Origin of the sequence: Luteolibacter sp. Populi (assembly GCF_040801775.1) — a bacterium.
GTDB lineage: Bacteria > Verrucomicrobiota > Verrucomicrobiia > Verrucomicrobiales > Akkermansiaceae > Haloferula.
Map to the genome: position 1 here is coordinate 3,791,252 of NZ_CP161812.1, position 20,053 is coordinate 3,811,304.

Consider the following 20,053-nt stretch of genomic DNA (forward strand, 5'->3'; position numbering starts at 1 on the left):
CCCGCTGAGCATTTCTTTTTCCTACCGTCGTTTACCCGACCGCCGCATTTTTCCCGCGGCGCTCCCTGTCTTTCGTTACACTTTCATTTTTTTCGTACCGTGAACTCTGCCTCGATCTCGAAATACCGGCCTTTCCCGCCGGTGCAATTGCCGGACCGCACCTGGCCCGACCAGACCATCACCACCGCGCCGATCTGGTGCTCGGTCGATCTCCGCGACGGCAACCAGGCCCTACCGCAGCCGATGTCGGTGGAGGAGAAGCTCGAATTCTTCGATCTGCTGTGCCGGGTAGGCTTCAAGCAGATCGAGATCGGTTTCCCTTCGGCCGCGGACACGGAATTCAATTTTTGCCGCCGCCTGATCGACGAGAACCGGATCCCGGACGACGTGACGATCCAGGTGCTGGTGCAGACCCGCGAGCACCTGATCCGCCGGACCTTCGAGGCCATCGACGGCGCGAAGCAGGCGATCGTCCACATCTACAATTCGACCTCGCCGCTGCAACGCCGCGTAACCTTCAGCGATGCCAGCCGCGAGCAGATCCGCGACATCGCGATCGACGGCGCGAAGCTGGTGAAGGAACTGGTGCCGACGATTCCGAACACCGACATCATCCTCCAGTATTCACCCGAGTCCTTCTCGGACACCGAGCTGGATTTCGCGCTGGAGTGCTGCAACGGAGTGATCGCGGTTTGGGAGCCGACTCCGGCGAGGAAGATGATCGTGAACCTGCCGGACACCGTGCAGTGGGCTACGCCGAACATCCACGCGGACATGATCGAATGGATGTGCCGTAACTTGGACCGCCGGGATTCGCTGATCGTCTCGCTGCACACTCACAACGACCGCGGCACCGGCACCGCCGCGACCGAGCTGGGCCTGATGGCGGGCGCGGACCGGGTGGAGGGCACGCTCTTCGGCAATGGCGAGCGCACCGGCAACTTGGACATCGTGAACGTGGCGCTGAACATGAATAGCCACGGGATTGCGACCGGCCTGGATTTCTCCGACCTGACCCGCCTGCGCGAGGTCTATGAGCGCGTGACCCGCATGACCGTGGGCGAGCGCCATCCCTATGCGGGCGAGCTGGTCTTCACCGCCTTTTCCGGCTCGCACCAGGATGCGATCAAGAAGGGCCTCGACCGCCGCGACAAGGAGACCAAAGTGGATCCGGCCACGCCATGGGGTGTGCCCTACCTGACCATCGACCCACAGGACATCGGCCGCTCCTACGAGGCGATCATCCGCATCAACTCCCAGTCCGGGAAGGGCGGCATCGCCTACATCCTCGACCGCGAGCACGGCCTGGACCTCCCCAAGACCATGCACCCGCAGGTCGGCAAACGGATCTACGATCTGGCCGATGAACTCGGCCGCGAGCTGACGCCGGACGAAATCCGCGACGCCTTCCACCGGCTCTTCGCGAACGTCGAGCTCCCGCTGGCCGTGAAGGACTACGACCTGGTCCACCACACCACCGAGCGCGGGCAAGTGGCGTGTACGGCAACCATCGTACTTTACGGGGAGGAGCGGACCATCCACGGCCTCGGCAACGGCCCGATCAACTCCTTCGTCCACGCCATGAGCAATGCCGGCATGAAGGACTTCAAGGTGACCGACTACCGTTCCCACGCCGTGCGCGGCGGCTCGGACGCCAGCGCCGCCGCCTACGTGCAGGTCCAGCACGACGACGGCCGGATCCTCTGGGGCTGCGGCATCGATCCCTCGATCGAAATGGCCGGCCTTAAGGCACTCGTCACCGCGTGGAATTTGCTGCGGTAATGCAATCTAAAGATCCGGTCGCGCGGCGCAAAATCCGCGTGACCGGTATCTGTGCGAAGATAGTGGCACCTTCCGAGGATCTCCTCACCGCGAGGCCCGCACATCCTGCAAAATGATCTGCAGGCTGGTCCGGCCGCGGAAGGTATTCCGGTCGATCGTGAACGCGATGTCCCAAGGCGGATCGGGCAAGGCGAGTTCGCCCCCGCCGAAGAAGACGGCATCCTGCTCGTGGTAGCCCTGCCGGAGATTCAGGCGCAGGTGCTGGTTCTTCATGTGCAGGGGCGGGCGGCTCAGATGCACGCCGCGCGCCATGAAGATCGGCTGCGGGTTGCCATTGCCGAAGGGCTGTAGCAATTCGTAGTCTGACAGGAATTCAAGCGAGAGCTGATCGAAGCTAATCTCGGCATCCACCCGCAGCTTCGGCTGACGCTGCTCCGCGACCGTGTTCTTCAAAACATACGCGGCGAAGTCGGTGCGGAAGGCATCCATCCGGTCCTCTTCGATCGAGAGCCCCGCCGCCATGTCGTGACCGCCGCCGGCGATCAGGTGGCTGCGGCAGGCATTGATCGCCTGCACCAGGGAAACCCCCTCGATGCTCCGGCCACTGCCCTTCCCCACCCCGCCATCGTCGATCGCGACGACAAAAGTCGGCTTGTGGAACTGCCGCATCAGCCGCGAGGCGACAATGCCGACCACGCCCGGATGCCAGGACCGCGAACCGAGCACGATCACCGGATCGCGCATGGGATCAAAAGTCCGGCCTAGCATTTCCATGGCCTCGCGCCGGATCTGCGTTTCATGGCCTTGGCGGCGCTTGTTGTAATCGTCGAGCTTCTCGGCGAGCCGCCGGGCGAGCCGTTTGCAATCGGTGAGTAGCGTCGCCAGCGCATCTTCCGGCACGTCCATCCGGCCGGCCGCATTCAGCCGCGGCCCGATCCGGAAGCCGACATCCATGGAGGTCGGTTTGCCGTTCATCCCGGAGACTTCCTGAAGCGCTTGGAGGCCGGGATTGAGCGTCTGCGGCAGGCGCTTGAGGCCGTGCCGGACCATGATCCGGTTTTCGCCGATCATCGGCACGATGTCAGCGATCGTCGCGACCGCCACCAGTTCGAGCAGTTCCTTGAGATCGAAAGATTCCAGCGGCCGCTCCTTCACCATAGCGTGGGCCAGCTTGAAGCAAACTCCCGCCGCGCAGAGATAGGTCGGACCGCCGCCGCACTTCGGATTCACCAGCGCGGTCACATTCGGCCGGCCGCGCGGGCTCGGCTCATGGTGATCGACCACCACGACATCCACGCCATCGGCACGCAACCCTGCGATCTCATCGATGGAAACCGTGCCGCAATCTACGGCAATCAGCAGGTCCGGCTTCGGCCCTTCCAGCATGCAGCGGGCCAAGGCGGCGCAACTCAGGCCGTAGCCTTCGCTGCTACGGTGCGGGATGAAGTGGCGCGGCTCCAGCCCGTAGGCGTGGAGCACCCGGCGCATCACCGCGATCGAGGTCACGCCATCGACGTCGTAATCGCCGTAGATGCAGACCTTCTCGCCGCGGTCGATCGCGCGGAAAATGCGCAGGACGGCCTCGCGCATCTCGGGGATCTCGAAGGGATCGCTCAGGTCGCGGAGCCTCGGGCGGAGAAATCCTTCCAGATGCTCACCCGTCGGCAAGCCGCGCTGGCGGATCAAATGTTCGAGAATCGCGGGAAAGGGGTGGCCCCGACCGTTTCCGTTGGACTGGAAAGGGTCGCCGCGAAGGATCCAGTCGGCGGGAGGCGGGCGCATCTGAATGCGGGGATAATAGGCAGCGCATGCCGTGCCACTCAAGCCCGCATCGCGTTCAGTCGAACAATGTCGGCAACTCCTTGTTGCGCCAATGTTCAAACGCAAGTTTCACATAATGAGGGGCATTGCGAAACGGGCAAAGTGCGGGGAGCGCGTCCGGAGCGAAGTAGGCGGCACCGTCGGTTTCGTGGGAATGGGTCAACTCGCCGCCGGTGGGGCGGCAGAGGAAGACCAGCTTGTAAACGTGCTCCGGCTGCCGCGGGTGGCCCTGCCTGTCCTTGTCCCAGCAGGCGATCAGCTTGAGGATCTCGATCTCGATCCCCGCTTCTTCTTGGACCTCGCGCGCGGCGTTCTCGGCCGGGCTGGCATTCAGGTCCGCCCAGCCGCCGGGCAGCGACCAAGTCCCGGTGCCGATCTCGCGAACCAGCAGGATCTTGCCGTCCTCGATGACCGCGGCGCGGATGTCCACCTTCGGCGTGGCGTAGCCGATTTCGACCGGCCAGCGGAATTCCCGCGCTTCGGCGGCGAGGATCTCCGAGGCGATCTCGTGCAGGCGGCGGTAGCGCTCGAGGTCGTAGGGGCCGGTCGAGTAGCGCAGGCCGGCCTCGGCCATCGATTTCAATTCGCGGGAAACGGCAAGCAGGTCCATGGGGAAATGACGAATGCAGAATTTCCGGATGTCGAATGTCTTCTCGGGAAGCCCACGAATTGCGTGGTGATCGCGGGAGCCGGGGGATAAGGCACAGCGGCTCCATGAACGTCCGCTCCACCCCGCGCAGCCGTCCGCTTTATGCCCTGTGGATCGTGCTGGTGATGGCGGGCGGCCTGTTGCTGCGGTCGCGCTTCGTCTCCCTGCCGGAATTCGCCGAGAAATACGGCGGCGATCTGCTCTGGGCGCTGCTGGTGTTCTTCGGTTTCGCCTTCGTCTTTCGCCGCGCCTCCTGCCTGCGGATCGGGCTGCTCGCCTTGGGCTTCGCTTGGGCGATCGAATTTTCGCAGCTCTACCACGCGGAGTGGATTGACCGGATCCGGGCGACGCGGGTGGGGCATCTGGTCCTCGGCTCGACCTTCAATGCCCCGGATCTCATCGCCTACGCCGCCGGGATCGCGGTCGGGCTCATCTTCGAGGGCCTGATGGCCCGGCGCTCCTGAAATTCCCGCTTTCGGATTTCTCCATTTCCCATTTCCGGGCCGGTAACCTAGGAAAACGGACATGCATCCGTTTCTCGACGAGGGTTTTCACGTCCGCTGGTCCACCTTGGTGCCGGAAGCGGTCGAGCCCGACATCCGCGCGGCCCTTGAAACCGCCAAGGCGAACCTCGAGGCGGTCTGCGCGGTGAAGCCGGAAGGCGCCACCTACGCGAACACCTTCGGCGCCTTCGAGAAGGCAAGCGACTCTCTCAACCTCGGCTGGGGCCGCCTGCAGCACCTCGACTCGGTGTGCGACGAGCCCGCCCAGCGCGCCGCGCTGAACGCGATGCTCCCCGAGGTGTCCGAATTCTACGCCGCCATCCCCCTCAATCCGCGGCTCTGGGCGGTGCTGAAGGCCTTCGGTGAATCCGCGGCCGTCGTCTCTCTGCCGCCGGTGCAGCAGCGCTTCGTTGCCGAGACGATGCTCGATTTCGCGCAGTCCGGAGCCGACCTGCCGCCGGACCAGAAGCAGCGCGTGGCGGAGGTCGAGGCGGAGCTTTCCAAGTTCACCAAGCTGTATTCCGAGCATGTGCTCGACTCCACGAATGCGTGGGACCTGCTGATCAAGGACGAAGCCAAACTGGCCGGCCTGCCCGCCTCCGCGAAAGCCGCAGCCTTGGCCAACGCCGTGGCGAAGGGCCTCGCCACCGAGGAAGAGCCCGCTTGGCGCTTCACGCTCCAGATGCCCTCGATGTTTCCGGTGATGCAGCACCTCGATGACGACGGCATCCGCAAGCAGGTCTGGGAAGCCTCGGTCAAGGTCGCTTCGGAAGGCGATTACGACAACACCTCGCTGGTCTGGAAGATCCTCGAACTCCGCAAGGAGAAGGCCGCGATCCTCGGCCACGCCCACTTCGCCGATCTCACCTTGCAGCGCCGCATGGCCCGCGATGGCGAGACCGCGCTGGGCTTCACCGAGGACCTGCACGACCGCATCAAGACGGCCTTCCATGGCGAATACCGCGATCTCTGCGCCTACAAGTCCCGCAAGACCGGTGCCGAGGCCGACGGCCTGCAGCCGTGGGAAGTCGCCTACTGGTCGGAGAAGCGCCGCAAGGAAGACTACGATCTCGATGACGAGGTGCTGCGTCCTTACTTCCCCGTGGACCGCGTGATGGCCGGCATGTTCGAGCTCTGCTCGACGCTCTTCGGCATCTCGATCCAGGAGCGCCCGGCGGTCTTCCATGATCGGGGCGCACGCCCTGCCGATGCCTCCGGCAACGAGATCGAAGTCTGGCACCCGGAGGTGAAGTTCTACGACCTCCGCGATACCGCGAGCAACGAGCACCTCGGCTCCTTCTACGCCGACTGGCACCCGCGCGAATCGAAGCGCGGCGGGGCTTGGATGAATTGCCTCTTCACCGGCCACCCGGGCGGCGATGGCGTGGCCCGCGAGGCGCACCTCGGGCTGATCACCGGCAACATGACCCCGCCGGTCGATGGCAGGCCCGCCCTGCTGACCCACGGCGAGGTCGAGACCATCTTCCACGAATTCGGCCACCTGCTCCACGGCCTCCTCAGCGAGGTGCCGGTGAAGGCGCTGGCCGGCACGAATGTCCCCTGGGACTTCGTCGAGCTGCCCTCCCAGATCATGGAGAACTTCTGCTGGGACCGCCGCTCGCTCGACTTCTTCGCCCGCCATCACGAGACCGGCGAGCCGATTCCGGAAAACCTCTACCAGCGGATGATCGCCGCGAAGAACTACATGAGCGCCACCGGCTTCATGCGCCAACTCGCCTTCGGCAAGCTCGACCTCGAACTCCACATCCACCTCGACCGCTTCACCGGCAAGCCGCTGGACGAAGTGGACCGCGAGATCCTGGCCGATTACCGGATCCAGTTGAAGACGGACTCGCCGAGCATGGCGCGGCGCTTCAATCACCTCTTCAGTTCCCCCACCGGCTACGCCGCGGGCTACTACTCCTACAAGTGGGCCGAGGTGCTGGATGCGGATGCCTTCACCCGCTTCCAGGAAAACGGCGTGATCGATTCCGCGACCGGCAAGGCCTTCCGCGAGCACATCCTCTCGAAGGGCAACTCCGCTCCGGTCGACGAACTCTACCGCCGCTTCATGGGCCGCGATGCCGCGCTCGAACCGCTCCTGATCCGCTCCGGCCTCGCCGGTGCCGAGATCCTGATCGCCGAGGGCAGGGAGCAGGAAACCGCCATGGCCTGACACACCGGCAGCGAATCGCGATTGCCTTTTCACCCCGCATTCCGCACTTCGCGTTCCGCATTTCCCATGGCTCGCACCGGCATCCTCTTCCTCGTCTCCGGCCCTTCGGGCTCGGGGAAATCGACCTTGTGCCGGCGGCTCGCGAAGGACGGGGAGGCGGAGTTCTCGATCTCCTGCACCACCCGCCAGCCACGTTTCGGGGAAACCCATGGCCGGGAATACTACTTCCTTAGTACCGAGGAATTCATCGCCAAGGCCGAGGCCGGGGATTTCCTGGAACACGCCCTGGTCCACGGCAATCACTACGGCACCCTGCGCAGCGAAGTCATCGGCCGGCTCGCCGCCGGGATCGATGTCGTCATGGACATCGATGTCCAAGGCGCGGCCCAGGTCCGCTCCTGCGATGACGAATCGATCCACATCGCGCTGGTCGATCTCTTCGTCATGCCGCCGGATGAAGAAGAACTCGCCAGACGCCTCAATGGCCGCGGCACCGACAGCGCGGAAGTCATCGAGCTGCGCCTGCTCAATGCCATCGACGAGATGCGCCACTGGCCGGAGTATTGCTATCGCCTGGTCTCCGCCACGCACGAGGAGGATTACTGCCAGTTCAAGGCTCTGTTGGTCGGCGAGCGCCTGAAGGTCGCGAGACTCAAGGCATAGGCCACGCAAAGATCGCGCGAAAGTGCTTCTTTTGTGAGACCGGTAACAACAAACCTGTTCCCGGTTTCCATACTCCTGGAAATGAAGGATACTTAATTTTCTTCAACCAGCGGATCAATCTCCACATCGGAAAGGCCAAAAAGCTTTCCAACTCCCCCCGCCTCCTGAATCAGCGGACCTATTACTCGCATTAAGGATTGATATCTGGAAAGCCAACCCCCGCTCACTCGATTTACTCTTTCTCTTGCATAACTAAAATCGCAAAAATTGATGACGATTGACGTTCCCCGCCTGCGTTCGTGCAAGCGCCTGAAAAATGCCTGATGCCCTCCATTCCCTGTGATCGAACGTTCAAGAACCTTCCATTCGTCGGGGCTCAGTTGAACCGAAATCTCTGTCGCAGTCCTTGCACTTGAACGGCGTTGCCTCTCCCAAGCAATAGCAGCGGGAAGCGGCAGGCCAAGTTCCAAAAGCAATTTATTCAAATCACAAGGATAGCGATTTTCGGCTGATAGCCACGCCCCAGGTTCGACCAAGGCATTGACGGCCCATCTGTTTGCCTTTTCTTCATCTGGATCAAGCTTCCTCCATTGGCCCCATCGTTTCCGAGATTCTTTATCCACCTTGTGAGCGCGGAATGGCGAAAAAAGCATCCCATTCAGATTGCTGAAGTGGTGACCCAATTCATGAGCAAGTATCCAATCTCTCCACTCTGGACTCAAATCATCTCGAACGGCAATTCCAGCACCCATTTGACTATCAACAACATACAGACCATCCCAATCTAAATCTGGAAAAGAGGAAGCATCGAGAAAGTGAACTTGCACTCGATTGAGTCTCGCGATTTCCATCAGATTCTGTAGATGCGTCGTGATCATCTTTCTAAGATATACTCATAAAGCCTCAGCTCCTTTTCCTGCACGCATGCGTCTAAGCAACTCAAGTGCCACCGGCCTAAGCTGTTCTAAATGTGCTTCCGCACTTGCGGCAGCTGCTAGTATTTGTTCCACCCTCCCCTCTAACACATCATCCGGGATTAGTTGCAAAGCTTGAGCATCCATTTTCACCATAGGTGAAACTCGTTCAAGCTGTAGCAGGACCTCCGTCATCGATTGCCTCAACAAAACTCCTGCAACTTGACTTGCACTCGCCTTTACTCCACTTCCTTTAATCAATTCGGTTATAGTATCTAAAGCACTCCATTCGGATTTTGTCAGCGGTATTTTCTTAACCGTGCTTGCTTCGCGCCTACCTGGCCTTCCTCCCGTTGATACAAGTTCGTTTAGGAGATTGCCTCGTATTGCCCAAACAGCAAATGGACTTCCCCGACCGATGGAAAGATCCGGATCAATATTTGCCCCTAAGCCTTTCTCAACTTCTACTGATGTAACACTTTCCAAAGATTCACCCTGATCCTCGATGCGCTCGTATTCATGATTATGGTTCATCATACACCCCTTCCCATTATCATTTTTCTTCAAAATTATTGATACGATAGAATCGGCCGTCAAATTCAAATGCGACCTCTCCTTGGTTTGTCTGGGAACCCAGCCTATGGAGAAATTCTCGCAGCTCAGGCAACATCTCTCGAAACTTATCTGGCTTAATGAACGTATACATTAGCACCGGATTTTCCCATACAATCACCCCTTTGTTTTCGTCGAGCCACCCGCCTTCAACAGGTGGCGTGATGGTAACCCCTCCGCCAATTTTCGCGAGGAGATTTGCCCCTTCAAGAACCCAACTCCTTTGATTGCCAATTTCTCTCCCATTTTGGTCTTTATTTGGGATATAGAGCGTAAGGCATTGCACTGAAGTGCCCGCCGTTGCTCCCAATTGATTGCTCAGATCCATGGCTGGTTTATGTCGAATTTCTAAATCCAAAGTCTCACTTTGGGGCCGTAAAGTCAAACTTAATGGCCAAAAACTTCAACTCGCTATAAATCAGCATGTTCCAGTCGGAGATCACTTTGAAATTACCCAAATGAAAGATTATTTGTGGGCCTCTGTTCGTTACTTTCCCTTCGGCCTGCTAGCCTTCCCGACCCTCTTGGCCGCGGAGCCCGCGATATGGATCGAAGGTGAATCCGCCGCGGAATCGAAAGTCGCCAAGCACCCTTGGTACCACGGCGAGGTCAAGAAGGACGAACTCTCCGGCGGCGACTTCATCTCGCACTTCTCCAAGGAACACCCCGGCACTGCCCGCTACGACATCGAGACCGCCGGCGGCGACTACGAGTTCTGGGTGCGCGCCAATCCGATCCAGAGCAAGATCTCCTACCAGGTGGACGGTGGCACCTTCCAACCCATCGACATGGCCAAGCGCCAGACCGGCGAGGTGAACATCGCCAGCAACGACAAGCCGGACCTGCGCTTCCTCACCTGGGCCCACGCGGGCACCTTGAAGCTCGCCAAGGGCAAGCACCGCATCGGCTTCCGCTTCGATAGCGAGAACGAGAACCACGGCAGCCTCGATTGCTTCGTACTCGCACCGCCGTCCTTCGAGCCGGTGGGGATTCTCAAGCCCGCGGAGATCGCTGCGCAGAAGGAGAATCTGGCGAAGGACAACGAAGGCTGGCTGCCATGGATGCCCGCGAAAGATCCCTTCAAGGGCGCACTGCTCGACCTCCGTTCGCTGAACGAGAAGGTCGCCGGAGAGAAGGGCGGCATCGGCGTGAAAGGTGCGGACTTCATCTACCGGAAGACCGGCGAAAAGGTCCGCTTCTGGGCGGTCAACGGCCCGCCGGCGGAACTGCACGGCGAGGAACTGGCGGAGTGCGCGCGGATGCTCGCGAAGCGCGGCGTGAACCTGGTGAGGCTCCACGGCGCGGTCTTCGACAGCAAGACCGGCGCGCTCGACGAGGCCAAGTTGAAGCACATCACGGAGGTGGTTGCGGCCATGAAGAAGGAAGGAATCTACTCCCACCTCTCCATGTATTTCCCGCTGTGGATGACCCCGGAAGCCGGCCCGGGATGGCGCGAGGGCTATGATGGCAAGACCCATCCCTTCGCGCTGCTCTACTTCGAGCCGGAGTTTCAGAAGCTCTATCGCGGCTGGCTGGAGGCGCTGCTGAAGCAAACCGTCCCCGGCGGCGTGAAGCTCGCGGAAGATCCGGCGGTGATGGGGCTCGAACTGGTCAACGAGGACTCCTTCTTCTTCTGGACCTTCGACGAGAAGAACATCCCCGCACCCCAGCTCCGCAAGCTGGAGACGCGCTTCGCGGCATGGGCGGCGAAGAAGCATGGCTCGGTGGCGAAAGCCCAGGCTGCATGGAAGCTCCCCCACCCTCACGATACCGTGGACCGCCTCGGCTTCCGGCCGCTCTATCAGATCTTCACGGAAAAGACCGCACGCGACCAGGACAGCGCCGCCTTCCTGTTAGAGACGCAGCGCGGCTTCTACGCGGACAGCACCGCCTTCCTGCGCGGGCAGGGCTTCAAGGGTCTGGTCACCGCCTCGAACTGGACCACCGCCAACAACGACATCCTCGGGCCGCTGGAGAAATACAGCTACACCGCCACCGACTTCATCGACCACCACGGTTACTTCTCCTGCCTGCACAAAGGCGAGGCCGCCGAGTGGTCGATCCGCGATGGCCACACTTACCGCGACCGCAGCGCGCTGCGCTTCGAGCCGGAGGAAGCGGGCAAGCCGCCCGACTTCTCCCACCCCGCGGCGGACCCGGCCTTCAACGGCATGCCTTCGATGATCTCGGAGACGACCTGGAACCGCCCCAACCGCTACCGCGGCGAGGCCCCGCTCTACTACGCCGCCTACGGCGCGCTCCAGGGCAGCGATGCGGTGGTGCACTTCGCGCTCGATGGCAAGGACTGGTCGGTGAAGCCCGGCTACTTCATGCAGCCCTGGACCCTGATGTCCCCCACCCAGATGGGCCAGTTCCCCGCCGCCGCCGCCATCTTCCGCCTCGGCCTGGTACGCGAGGGCGACGTGCTGGCCGACGTCTCGCTATCCCTCGACGACGCCAAGGCGCTCAAAGGCAGCCCGCTTGCCCCGAAAGCGAATCTCGACGAACTGCGCAAGACCGATGCGCCCGGGGGCCAAACTGCCCCGGGCGGCGGGATCGATCCCCTGATCCACTATGCAGGTCGTACTTCCGTGCAGATCGGCGGCGAGTCCCGCCCCACGAAACTGGTGGACCTTTCCAAGCTCATCGACCGCAGCTCCAAACGGGTCAGCGCTTCGAACGGCGACACCCTGCTCGACTACGGCAAGGGCCTGCTCACCCTCCGAGCCCCGGCGGCGCAAGGGGCCATCGGCAGCCTGAAGGAAGCCGGCAAGATCTCCCTCCCGGATCTCGAAATCGAATCGCCCATGGAGATCGGCGAGGTCGTCGCCGTGGCCCTCGATGGCAAACCCCTCGCCTCGTCCGGAAAAATCCTCCTCCAGGTCATGAGCGAGGAAAAGGCAACAGGCTTCGCGACGCAGCCGGCCGGTGGAGGCCTCAAGATCACCAACATCGGCAAGGACCCTTGGCTGGTGCGGAAGTTCGAGGGTGAAGTGAAACTGAAGCGGGCCGACGCCTCGAGACTCAAGGTGACCGCGCTTGATGCGAACGGCATGCGTGTGGATGCGGCGGGCAGCGCCGACCGCATCGTCCTGCGGCCGGATGTGGCCTACTATCTCATCGGCGGGGAGTGATGCTGTTTCGCTGGATGGTGGAGAAGGCAGGGACCGCTCTCCGAGCGGTCCGGCGGTGGGCGGCGGTCTTACAGGAAGCGGCCTCGTAGCGATGTTTCGGGCCTGCCCCAGCCGGACCTTTCGGAGAAAGGTCCCTGCCTGCGCTGGTGGATCTCCCGCGACTTCCGCTTGGACCTTGGAAATCCGCGGCTATGAATCCGGCGTGAACATCATCCTCGGCATCACCGGCTCGATCGCGGCCTACAAGGCGGCGGACATCGCCTCGCAACTGGTCAAGGCCGGCCACGAGGTCCATGCCGTAATGACCAAGGCCGCCACCGAGTTCATCACCCCTCTCACGCTCCAGGTCCTGACCCGCCAGCCGGTGCTGGTCACCCTCGAGGACGAGAAACAGAGCTGGAAGCCCGGCCACATCGAACTCGCCGACCGCGCCGACCTCTTTCTGGTGGCCCCGGCCAGCGCGGACGTGATCGGGAATTTCGCCAACGGCCTCGCCCCCGATCCCCTCTCCTCCATCTACCTGGCCCTGCCGCGGACCACCAAGGTGCTCATCGCCCCGGCGATGAATGGCAAGATGTGGCTCCACCCCGCCGTCCTGCGGAACGTCGCGCGGCTGCTGGAAGACGGCTGCAAGTTCGTCGGCCCTGCCGAGGGCGATCTGGCCTGCGGCTACCAAGGCGTCGGACGCATGGCGGCGGTGGAGGAAGTGCTGGCGGCGGTGTGAGCGGCCCGGCTTCTTTTCCGGGGGCGCTGACACGGAATTCGGGAATACGCGTGATTCCTCCACTCGCCAAAGGTGGAGGAATTTGGTAGGTCGGCGTCGTTTCAAAACCCAACGACCTCCCTTCAATGATCGAAAACGTTATCGTTCTCGGTGCCGGCAGTGCCGGCCTCATCGCCGCCCTCTCCATCAAGCGCAAGATCCCGCAGCTCCGCGTGCGCGTCGTCCGCAGCCCCGATATCGGGGTCATCGGCGTGGGCGAAGGCACCACCCCGAATTTCCCGCGGCACATCTTCGACTACCTCGGCATTTCCCGGAAGCGCTTCTACGAGCTGGCCGAGCCGACCTGGAAGCTGGGAATCCGCTTCCTGTGGGGCGAGCGCGGGCGCTTCGACTACAGCTTCGCGCCGCAGCTCGACTCGCACTGGACCGACCTGCCGCGGCCGAACGGCTACTACTGCGACGACGACTTCGCCAACGTCGACATCACCTCCGCGCTGATGCGGGAGGGCAAGGTCTTCAACCGCCAGGCCAACGGCGCGCCGGACGTGCAGCCCTGGCACGCCTTCCACATCGAGAACAAGCTCTTCGTGGACATGCTCGAGATCGTCTGCCGCGAGGCCGGGGTGCAGTTCTTGGACGGCCGGGTGACCGGTGCGGACCGCGGCGAGAAGGGCGTCACCGCCATCCATCTGGAAGACGGCCAGCGCCTGGAGGCGGACTTCTTCGTGGATGCCAGCGGCTTCCGCAGCGAACTGCTCGGCAAGGTGCTGGAGGAACCCTTCCAGGACTTCGGCAAGACCCTCTTCTGCGATCGCGCGGTGGTCGGCGGCTGGGACCGCACCAATGAACCGATCCTGCCCTACACCACCGCCGAGCAGATGGATGCCGGCTGGTCCTGGCAGATCGACCACGAGCACCACATCAACCGCGGCTACGTCTTCAGCTCCCAGTTCATGAGCGACGAGCAAGCGGCGGAGGAATTCCTGCGCAAGAACCCGAAGGCGCCGCAATCGCCGCGCGTCCTCAAGTTCCGCAGCGGCTGCTACAAGCGGATGTGGGTGGACAACGTGGTGGCGATCGGGAATGCCGGCGGCTTCGTAGAGCCGCTAGAGGCGACGGCGCTGATGATCGTCTGTTCCCACTGCCAGACGATGGTGGACTTCCTGCTTCACGCCGAACTGGAGCCGACCGATTCCTTCCGGAACCTCTACAACGAGCTGACGGCGGGAACCTGGGGCGACATCCGCGACTTCCTGGGCCTGCACTACAAGGCGAACACCGCGATGGACACGCCCTTCTGGCAGCACTGCCGGGCGGACACGGACATCTCCGCCATCCAGCCGCTGATCGACTTCTACGAGGAGAACGGGCCCACCGGCTTCTGCCGCTACCGGATCCCGACCACGCAGAACGACTTCGGCATCGAGGGCTACTTCGTAATGCTGGTCGGCAACCGCTGGCCGTACCGCAAGCACCACAAGGCCGGTGCCGGCGAAAGGGCGACCTGGGAGAAGCACCGCAGCGCGAACGTCGCGAACGCCAAGCGCGGGATCGACGTGAAGGAAGCGCTCTCCTACGTCCGGCACCCCGGCTGGCAATGGAATGCCGATGTGCAGCCCAAGCAGATGGTCGGGGTCTAGCTTGCGGGTGAAGGGTGGTGCCCTGATCCCGCCCGATTCCAAGAAGACGGTTTTAGCGAAAACCCCGGCCATGGCGGCCGGGGTTTTCTGGTTTCCGGCGGCAGGCACCCCGGCTGGAAGCTGCATGACACGAAATCACGCAAAAGGGGACAAGCGGTCCGGAATGCCGGGAACGGGTTGCACGATTGTACAAAGTCGTATGACAAGTTGCCTTTAAACCCTGTCGGCATCGGGATCGCGTGAAATGGGTCCGGGAGACGGAACCGGAATCCCCGGTTCTCTTTGCTACTCAGCTCTTTTTGGGAACCGACGTCTGGCCAAACAAAGTTGTTTTATTTAAAAACAGCATTGGTATATAGAAAACGGTTCGTCGAAATACCCATTCGACAAGCTAAACCCAACCCAAAACCCGCAAAACCCAAACGCGCCGGGAACATTCCCCCGGGCTCTCTTTTCATTCAGTCGGCCCCCGCCCGCCGGGGGTGGAGTGTGCTTCTCCGCATGGGCGCGAGGACACACTTGCACCGTCTTCAAAAACCCAATCCACCGATGAAACAAAACCCGCCTACATCCCTCGTCACGCGTGCATCGCTGACGGCTACCGCCTCTCACAATGCCCGCTGGTTCGCCCGACTCGTCGTGGGCGGCGTGCTGGGCTCCGCCGTGAGCCACGCCGAACTGGACAACGTCTGGAATGGCCTGGTCGATTCGAACTGGAATACGCCCGGCAACTGGAGCCTGGGCCATGTCCCGGTCAAGACCGGCACGCCGGCGACCAGCGAACACGGGGTGATCGATACGACACCTGCGAACATCGCGACGATCACGGCCAATATCACCCCGATCCCCAACGACATCATTCTGCGGGGCAACGGAAGGCTCGACCACCGGGCCGGGACAGCGGCGACCGGCGGCGGCAACTGGATGTACGTCGGCATGACCGGGGCCGGCAGCTCGACCTACAATCTGGCCAACACGGCCACGCCGGGCGGCGGGATCAGCGGCTACGCCCAGGGCAGCGGGACGATGAACGTCTCCCAACGCATGTATGTGGGCGGTGCCTTCGGCGGTGGCGGGACGGGGGTGATGAACATCAACACCACCGGCACCCTTTCGATGCCCGAGCGCCTGTATGTCGGGATGAACGACGGCAACGGCACGGTGAACGTGGAATCCGGCACCCTGTCGATCGGGAACGATCTTGCGGTCGGTTCCGGTACGGGCATCGGGGTGATGACGGTGAGCGGCGGCACGATCACGACGGGTGGCTGGAACTTCATCGGCAAGAACGAAGAAGGAGACAATTCCAACGGCACCCTGACCATGACCGGGGGCACGCTGACCAATACGGGCCGGACCTACGTGGCCCAGCAAACCTGCACCGGCCTGCTGAAGCTCTCCGGGGGAGACTACCGCAACATCAACAACGAGGAATTCATCGTCGCCGAAAATGCCGGCAGCAACGGCACGGTCACGATCGACAACAGCGCCTCGGAACTCCAGATCGGAGGTCAGCTCCACGTAGGCCAGAACGCGGGCAGCATCGGCATCGTGAACGTAAGCGCCGGCACGATGCCGGTAAATAGCGATATGTGGCTGGGCCAGAACGGGGGGAGCGGCACGCTGAACCTGAGCGGCGGCACGGTCAGCGTGAATAACTGGCTCGCGATCGGGCGCGCCAACAACTCTACCGGCGTGCTGAATCTGAGCGGCAGCGGCACGTTCTCCAAGATCGGCCCCAATGCCTTCATGCTGGGCAGCGACGGCACGGGGGCCAGCGGGACGATCAACCAGACCGGCGGAACGATCACCGTGAACGGCTCCTTGGTGAGCCTCGGGCGGGCGGGCGGTAGCAGTGGAACTTGGAATTTCTCTGTCGGCACTGCGACGCTGGGCGGGGAACTCTATGTCGGTGAGGACGGGACAGGGGCGCTGAATCTGAGCAGCACCGCCTCACTGACTGTCGACGGCGGCCTGCTGAATGTCGCGCGGAACGCCATTTCCACCGGGCACCTCGACTTGAACGGCGGGACGCTCACCGTGGGCCGGATCATTGGCGGTTTCGGAGCGGATACCGCGGATTTCAACGGCACCCAGATCAATGCGAAGGCGCTTGAGCAGGACTTCATCGCCGGCCTGACCACGGCCAACCTCGAGGGTGGGGGGCTGCGGATCAATACCGCCGGCTTCCCGATCCGCGTGCCCCAGCTCTTGAGCGGGGCGGGCGGCGTGATCAAATCCGGTGCCGGGACACTGACCCTTACGGGCTTCAACACCTATTCCGGTGCCACGGTGGTGAACGCCGGGAAACTGAGCTTGAACACCGACGACAGCGGCGGCGGCGACCTGACGGTCGCGAACGGCGCGGCAGTCGGCGTCACTGCAACCTTCTATGACGCCCAGCTGAATGTGGCCAACGCCTCCTTCGGAACGGGTGGCGCCACGACCTTGGACATCAACTACAACGGCATCTTCGGCAACCCCTTCCAGGCACCGGTGAACGTGACGGGCACGCTCAGCATCGCGGGGACGGCCACCCTGAATGTTCTCAACGTGCTGCCGGAGGTGGGGCAGTTCCCGCTGGTGAAATATGCGGGCGAAAGCGGCGGTGCCTTCGTGCTCGGGCCGCTTCCACCCGGAGTGGGTGCCACGCTCGTGCACGATGTGCCGAACAAGCTCTATTACCTGGACATCAACAGCGTGGCCCTGCCGAAGTGGGACGGCACCTTCGACAACGTGTGGAGCACCGGCACGGCCGTGGGGACCGAGAACTGGATCGACCTGGTGGCGAATCAGGAGGCGTTCTTCGCGAACGGCAATCCGGTGCTCTTCGACGACACCCTCTCGATCGTGGGGAACAGCGCGATCAGTCTTCCCGGCACCGTGCTGCCGAGCACCGTAACTTTCAATAACTCGCTGTTTGTCGACTACAGCATCAGCGGTGCAGGCCAGATCGGCGGGACGGCGAGCCTGACCAAGCAGAACACGGGCAACCTGACGATCTCCACCGAGAATACCTACACGGGGGTCACCACGCTGCGCGGCGGTGTCACCACGGTGGCGGCTCTGGATGTCTCGGGGCAGCCCAGCCCGCTGGGGGCGGCCACGGCCGATCCGGCGAACCTGGTCTTCGCAGGCGGCACGCTGAACTACACCGGCGGTGCCGTGACGACCAACCGCGGCTACACCGTGGGTGCTGCAGACAACGCCGCGGTCAGCACGCTGAGCATCGCTAGCGATGTGGTCATCAGCGGACAGGTGCTGAAGACGCTCGGTGGATTCGTGAAGAGCGGGGCAGGAACACTGACCTATTCCAATCCGGGTACAAACAACCTGGCGAACAATGGTTTCCGCGTGGCAGAGGGCAACCTCGTCTTCACCGGTGCGACCCAGACGAATACGGTGAACGGCCTGTTCAACATCGGCGGCGGAGTGATTGCGACGCTCGACAGCGCGACGGTCGCCGTGGCCGGCGGCGCGAACATCGGCGGCAGCGCCGGTGGGACGGGTGCACTCAACCTGAACGGAACGGCCATCTTCAGCACCACCGAGCGGATCCTGGTCGGCACGGGCGGAGCCGGGAACTCGGGATCGATCACGATTGCCGGGACCAGCAAGATCAACCAGACCGGCGGCTGGCTTGCGGTGGGCCACGAGGCCAATAACATCGGCACGCTCACGGTGAAGGACAATGGCGTCTTTAACCAAACCGGTGGCGACTTCAACATCTCCGACGTCGTCGACAGCACCGGATTCTTGATCCTGCAGGACGCGGGCGTCATCAACTCGGGGAACAGCTACTGGGGTAAGAACGCGGGGACGGAAGCGACCGTCACGCTTAGCGGCACCAGCACCTATAATAGCACCGCGTCGTTCTTCGTCGGTTGGGGGAACGACGCCACGGGCACGAACACCTCCACGGGCACGGTGACCCAGACGGGGGGCACGGTGAACCACACCGGCGGCGAGTTCATGATCTCCCGCGATGGCCTGGCTGTTTGGAACCAGAGTGCGGGGACGGTAAATGCCAATGGCTGGACCATCCTCGGACGCGATACGCACGGGAATGGCACGCTGAACATTTCGAACGGAACCTTCACCCAGACGAGCCTCGACCGGCCGCTGATGGTCGGTGAGTTCGGGGCGGGCACGATCAACATCACCGGCACCGCGGCGGTGAATTCGCTGGGGGCCAACGGGCTGATCCTGGCCAACGAGCCAAGCGGCACCGGCACGGTCAACCTGGACGGTGGCACCCTGACGGTGCGCCGGGTGCGGGAAGGCAACGACAACAACGGCGGCGTGGGTGGGACGAGCACCTTCAACTTCGACGGCGGCCTGCTGAAGGCCGGCGCGAACGCGAATGCGACCTTCATGGCCGGCCTCACTTCCGCGATCGTGGAAGACGGCGGTGCCAAGATCGATAGCAACGGCCAGACCATCACCATCGGGCAGAACCTGAACAACGATGGCACGGGTATCGGCGGGCTGACCAAGAGTGGCACCGGCAGGCTGAATCTGAATGGTGAGAATACCTATCTGGGCCTGACCACGGTGAGCGCGGGCTCGCTCGGCGGCATCGGCTCGGTGGACAGCTCGATCCTGGTGGCGAATGGTGCCTCGCTGGCACCGGGCGCGCCGACGGGGGCCTTCTTCGCGGATGCGGATGTGGACTTCGCCACCGGGGGTAACCTCGAGATCACGATCAGCGGCGCGAACGGCGAGCTGGTGGTGGACGGCGATCTGGACATTACCAATGCCAACCTGGTGCTCACCGGGACGCCGACCCTGCCGACCTATGTCATCGCGACCTACGTGACGAAGACGGGGGCGAAGTTCGCGAATGATACTGCGGTAGGGGCAGCGCTCGCACTGTTGGGTTACTCGATCAACTATTCCTTAGATGGAAACTCGATCGCGATCGTGCGGCCGCCGAATGCCTTTGAAACCTGGATCAGCGGTTACTTCGGTGCCGAGACCGATCCGGCGATCGTCGGGCCGAATGCCGATCCGGATGGCGACGGCAGCAGCAACTCGCTCGAATTCGCGCTGGGCGGCGAGCCGGACAACGGCAGCGATGGCCCGAAGGTGTATCATCTGACGGGGGACAGCAGCGATCCCGGCACCGCCACCGAACTGGTGATGACCATCGCGGTGCGGAACGGCACGCCGATCTTCGGCGGCTTGCCCTCGCCGACGGCCACGCAGGAAGGCTACACCTACACGGTGCAAGGCAGCCTGAACCTGTCGGCCTTTACCTCCGCGGTCTCGGTGGTGGCACCGATCGCACCACCCGCGCCGAATGCGACACCGCCGACGGGCTACATCTACCGGACCTTCAGCCTGGACGCGAGCAACGGGCTGGCACCGGGGAGCAAGGGCTTCCTGCGGGTGAACGTGACGCCGTGAACGCGGTGGCGCCGTGATGCAATTCA

General features: G+C 62.7%; 13 protein-coding genes. 8 read left to right on the top strand and 5 right to left on the bottom strand.

Annotated features, from left to right (window positions below; genetic code table 11):
- Positions 1-99: 99 nt before the first annotated feature.
- Entirely contained in the window at positions 100-1,782 is a 1,683-nt protein-coding gene (gene leuA / locus ABWK72_RS15490; RefSeq protein WP_367870476.1) for a 2-isopropylmalate synthase, read from the top strand.
- 84 nt (positions 1,783-1,866) lie between these two features.
- On the opposite strand, the gene recJ is transcribed toward leuA, so the two are convergent.
- A complete protein-coding gene (gene recJ, locus ABWK72_RS15495) occupies positions 1,867-3,564 on the bottom strand; it encodes a single-stranded-DNA-specific exonuclease RecJ (protein WP_367870477.1) in 1,698 nt (565 codons plus the stop codon).
- Positions 3,565-3,619: 55 nt separating this feature from the next.
- Positions 3,620-4,213, bottom strand: coding sequence for an NUDIX hydrolase N-terminal domain-containing protein (locus ABWK72_RS15500; RefSeq protein WP_367870478.1), 594 nt, complete (start codon positions 4,211-4,213; stop codon positions 3,620-3,622).
- A gap of 104 nt (positions 4,214-4,317) precedes the next feature.
- Between ABWK72_RS15500 and ABWK72_RS15505 the strand changes: the two genes are divergently transcribed.
- The 3 genes from ABWK72_RS15505 to gmk all read left to right on the top strand — a co-directional run bounded on the left by ABWK72_RS15505 (position 4,318) and on the right by gmk (position 7,594).
- Entirely contained in the window at positions 4,318-4,716 is a 399-nt protein-coding gene (locus ABWK72_RS15505; RefSeq protein WP_367870479.1) for a DUF2809 domain-containing protein, read from the top strand.
- A 61-nt stretch (positions 4,717-4,777) separates the two neighbouring features.
- Positions 4,778-6,931, top strand: a complete 2,154-nt coding sequence (locus ABWK72_RS15510; RefSeq protein ID WP_367870480.1) for a M3 family metallopeptidase — start codon at positions 4,778-4,780, stop codon at positions 6,929-6,931.
- Positions 6,932-6,997: 66 nt separating this feature from the next.
- Positions 6,998-7,594, top strand: a complete 597-nt coding sequence (gmk, locus tag ABWK72_RS15515; RefSeq protein WP_367870481.1) for a guanylate kinase — start codon at positions 6,998-7,000, stop codon at positions 7,592-7,594.
- Positions 7,595-7,686: 92 nt separating this feature from the next.
- Here the strand turns inward: gmk and ABWK72_RS15520 are convergent, their stop codons facing one another.
- The 3 genes from ABWK72_RS15520 to ABWK72_RS15530 are packed head-to-tail and all read right to left on the bottom strand — an operon-like array spanning position 7,687 to position 9,448.
- Positions 7,687-8,472 (bottom strand): ImmA/IrrE family metallo-endopeptidase, encoded by a 786-nt coding sequence (locus tag ABWK72_RS15520; protein WP_367870482.1) that lies wholly within the window; start codon positions 8,470-8,472, stop codon positions 7,687-7,689.
- A gap of 15 nt (positions 8,473-8,487) precedes the next feature.
- Complete coding sequence (locus ABWK72_RS15525) at positions 8,488-9,075, bottom strand: hypothetical protein (RefSeq protein WP_367870483.1); 588 nt, start codon at positions 9,073-9,075, stop codon at positions 8,488-8,490.
- Complete coding sequence (locus ABWK72_RS15530; RefSeq protein ID WP_367870484.1) at positions 9,062-9,448, bottom strand: hypothetical protein; 387 nt, start codon at positions 9,446-9,448, stop codon at positions 9,062-9,064. Before ABWK72_RS15530 ends, ABWK72_RS15525 begins: the two co-directional genes overlap by 14 nt.
- A gap of 130 nt (positions 9,449-9,578) precedes the next feature.
- Here ABWK72_RS15530 and ABWK72_RS15535 point away from each other — a divergent pair, with 130 nt between their 5' ends.
- From ABWK72_RS15535 to ABWK72_RS15550, 4 genes are all read left to right on the top strand, one after another.
- On the top strand, positions 9,579-12,254 hold the full coding sequence (locus ABWK72_RS15535) for a hypothetical protein (RefSeq protein ID WP_367870485.1): 2,676 nt from the start codon (positions 9,579-9,581) through the stop codon (positions 12,252-12,254).
- Positions 12,255-12,456: 202 nt separating this feature from the next.
- A complete protein-coding gene (locus ABWK72_RS15540) occupies positions 12,457-12,978 on the top strand; it encodes a flavoprotein (protein ID WP_367870486.1) in 522 nt (173 codons plus the stop codon).
- Between the two features lie 125 nt (positions 12,979-13,103).
- Complete coding sequence (locus ABWK72_RS15545) at positions 13,104-14,618, top strand: FAD-dependent oxidoreductase (RefSeq protein ID WP_367870487.1); 1,515 nt, start codon at positions 13,104-13,106, stop codon at positions 14,616-14,618.
- A gap of 549 nt (positions 14,619-15,167) precedes the next feature.
- Positions 15,168-20,027 carry a beta strand repeat-containing protein gene (locus ABWK72_RS15550; protein ID WP_367870488.1) on the top strand — a complete coding sequence of 1,620 codons (4,860 nt, stop codon included), beginning with the start codon at positions 15,168-15,170 and terminating at the stop codon, positions 20,025-20,027.
- Positions 20,028-20,053: the final 26 nt, after the last annotated feature.

Coding starts and splice junctions, on each gene's coding strand:
- recJ (WP_367870477.1), bottom strand. CDS start 3,564: ATGCGCCCGCCTCCCGCCGACTGGATCCTTCGCGGCGACCCTTTCCAG.
- ABWK72_RS15500 (WP_367870478.1), bottom strand. CDS start 4,213: ATGGACCTGCTTGCCGTTTCCCGCGAATTGAAATCGATGGCCGAGGCC.
- ABWK72_RS15550 (WP_367870488.1), top strand. CDS start 15,168: ATGAAACAAAACCCGCCTACATCCCTCGTCACGCGTGCATCGCTGACG.
- ABWK72_RS15510 (WP_367870480.1), top strand. CDS start 4,778: ATGCATCCGTTTCTCGACGAGGGTTTTCACGTCCGCTGGTCCACCTTG.
- gmk (WP_367870481.1), top strand. CDS start 6,998: ATGGCTCGCACCGGCATCCTCTTCCTCGTCTCCGGCCCTTCGGGCTCG.
- ABWK72_RS15545 (WP_367870487.1), top strand. CDS start 13,104: ATGATCGAAAACGTTATCGTTCTCGGTGCCGGCAGTGCCGGCCTCATC.
- ABWK72_RS15505 (WP_367870479.1), top strand. CDS start 4,318: ATGAACGTCCGCTCCACCCCGCGCAGCCGTCCGCTTTATGCCCTGTGG.
- ABWK72_RS15535 (WP_367870485.1), top strand. CDS start 9,579: ATGAAAGATTATTTGTGGGCCTCTGTTCGTTACTTTCCCTTCGGCCTG.
- ABWK72_RS15530 (WP_367870484.1), bottom strand. CDS start 9,448: ATGGATCTGAGCAATCAATTGGGAGCAACGGCGGGCACTTCAGTGCAA.
- ABWK72_RS15520 (WP_367870482.1), bottom strand. CDS start 8,472: ATGATCACGACGCATCTACAGAATCTGATGGAAATCGCGAGACTCAAT.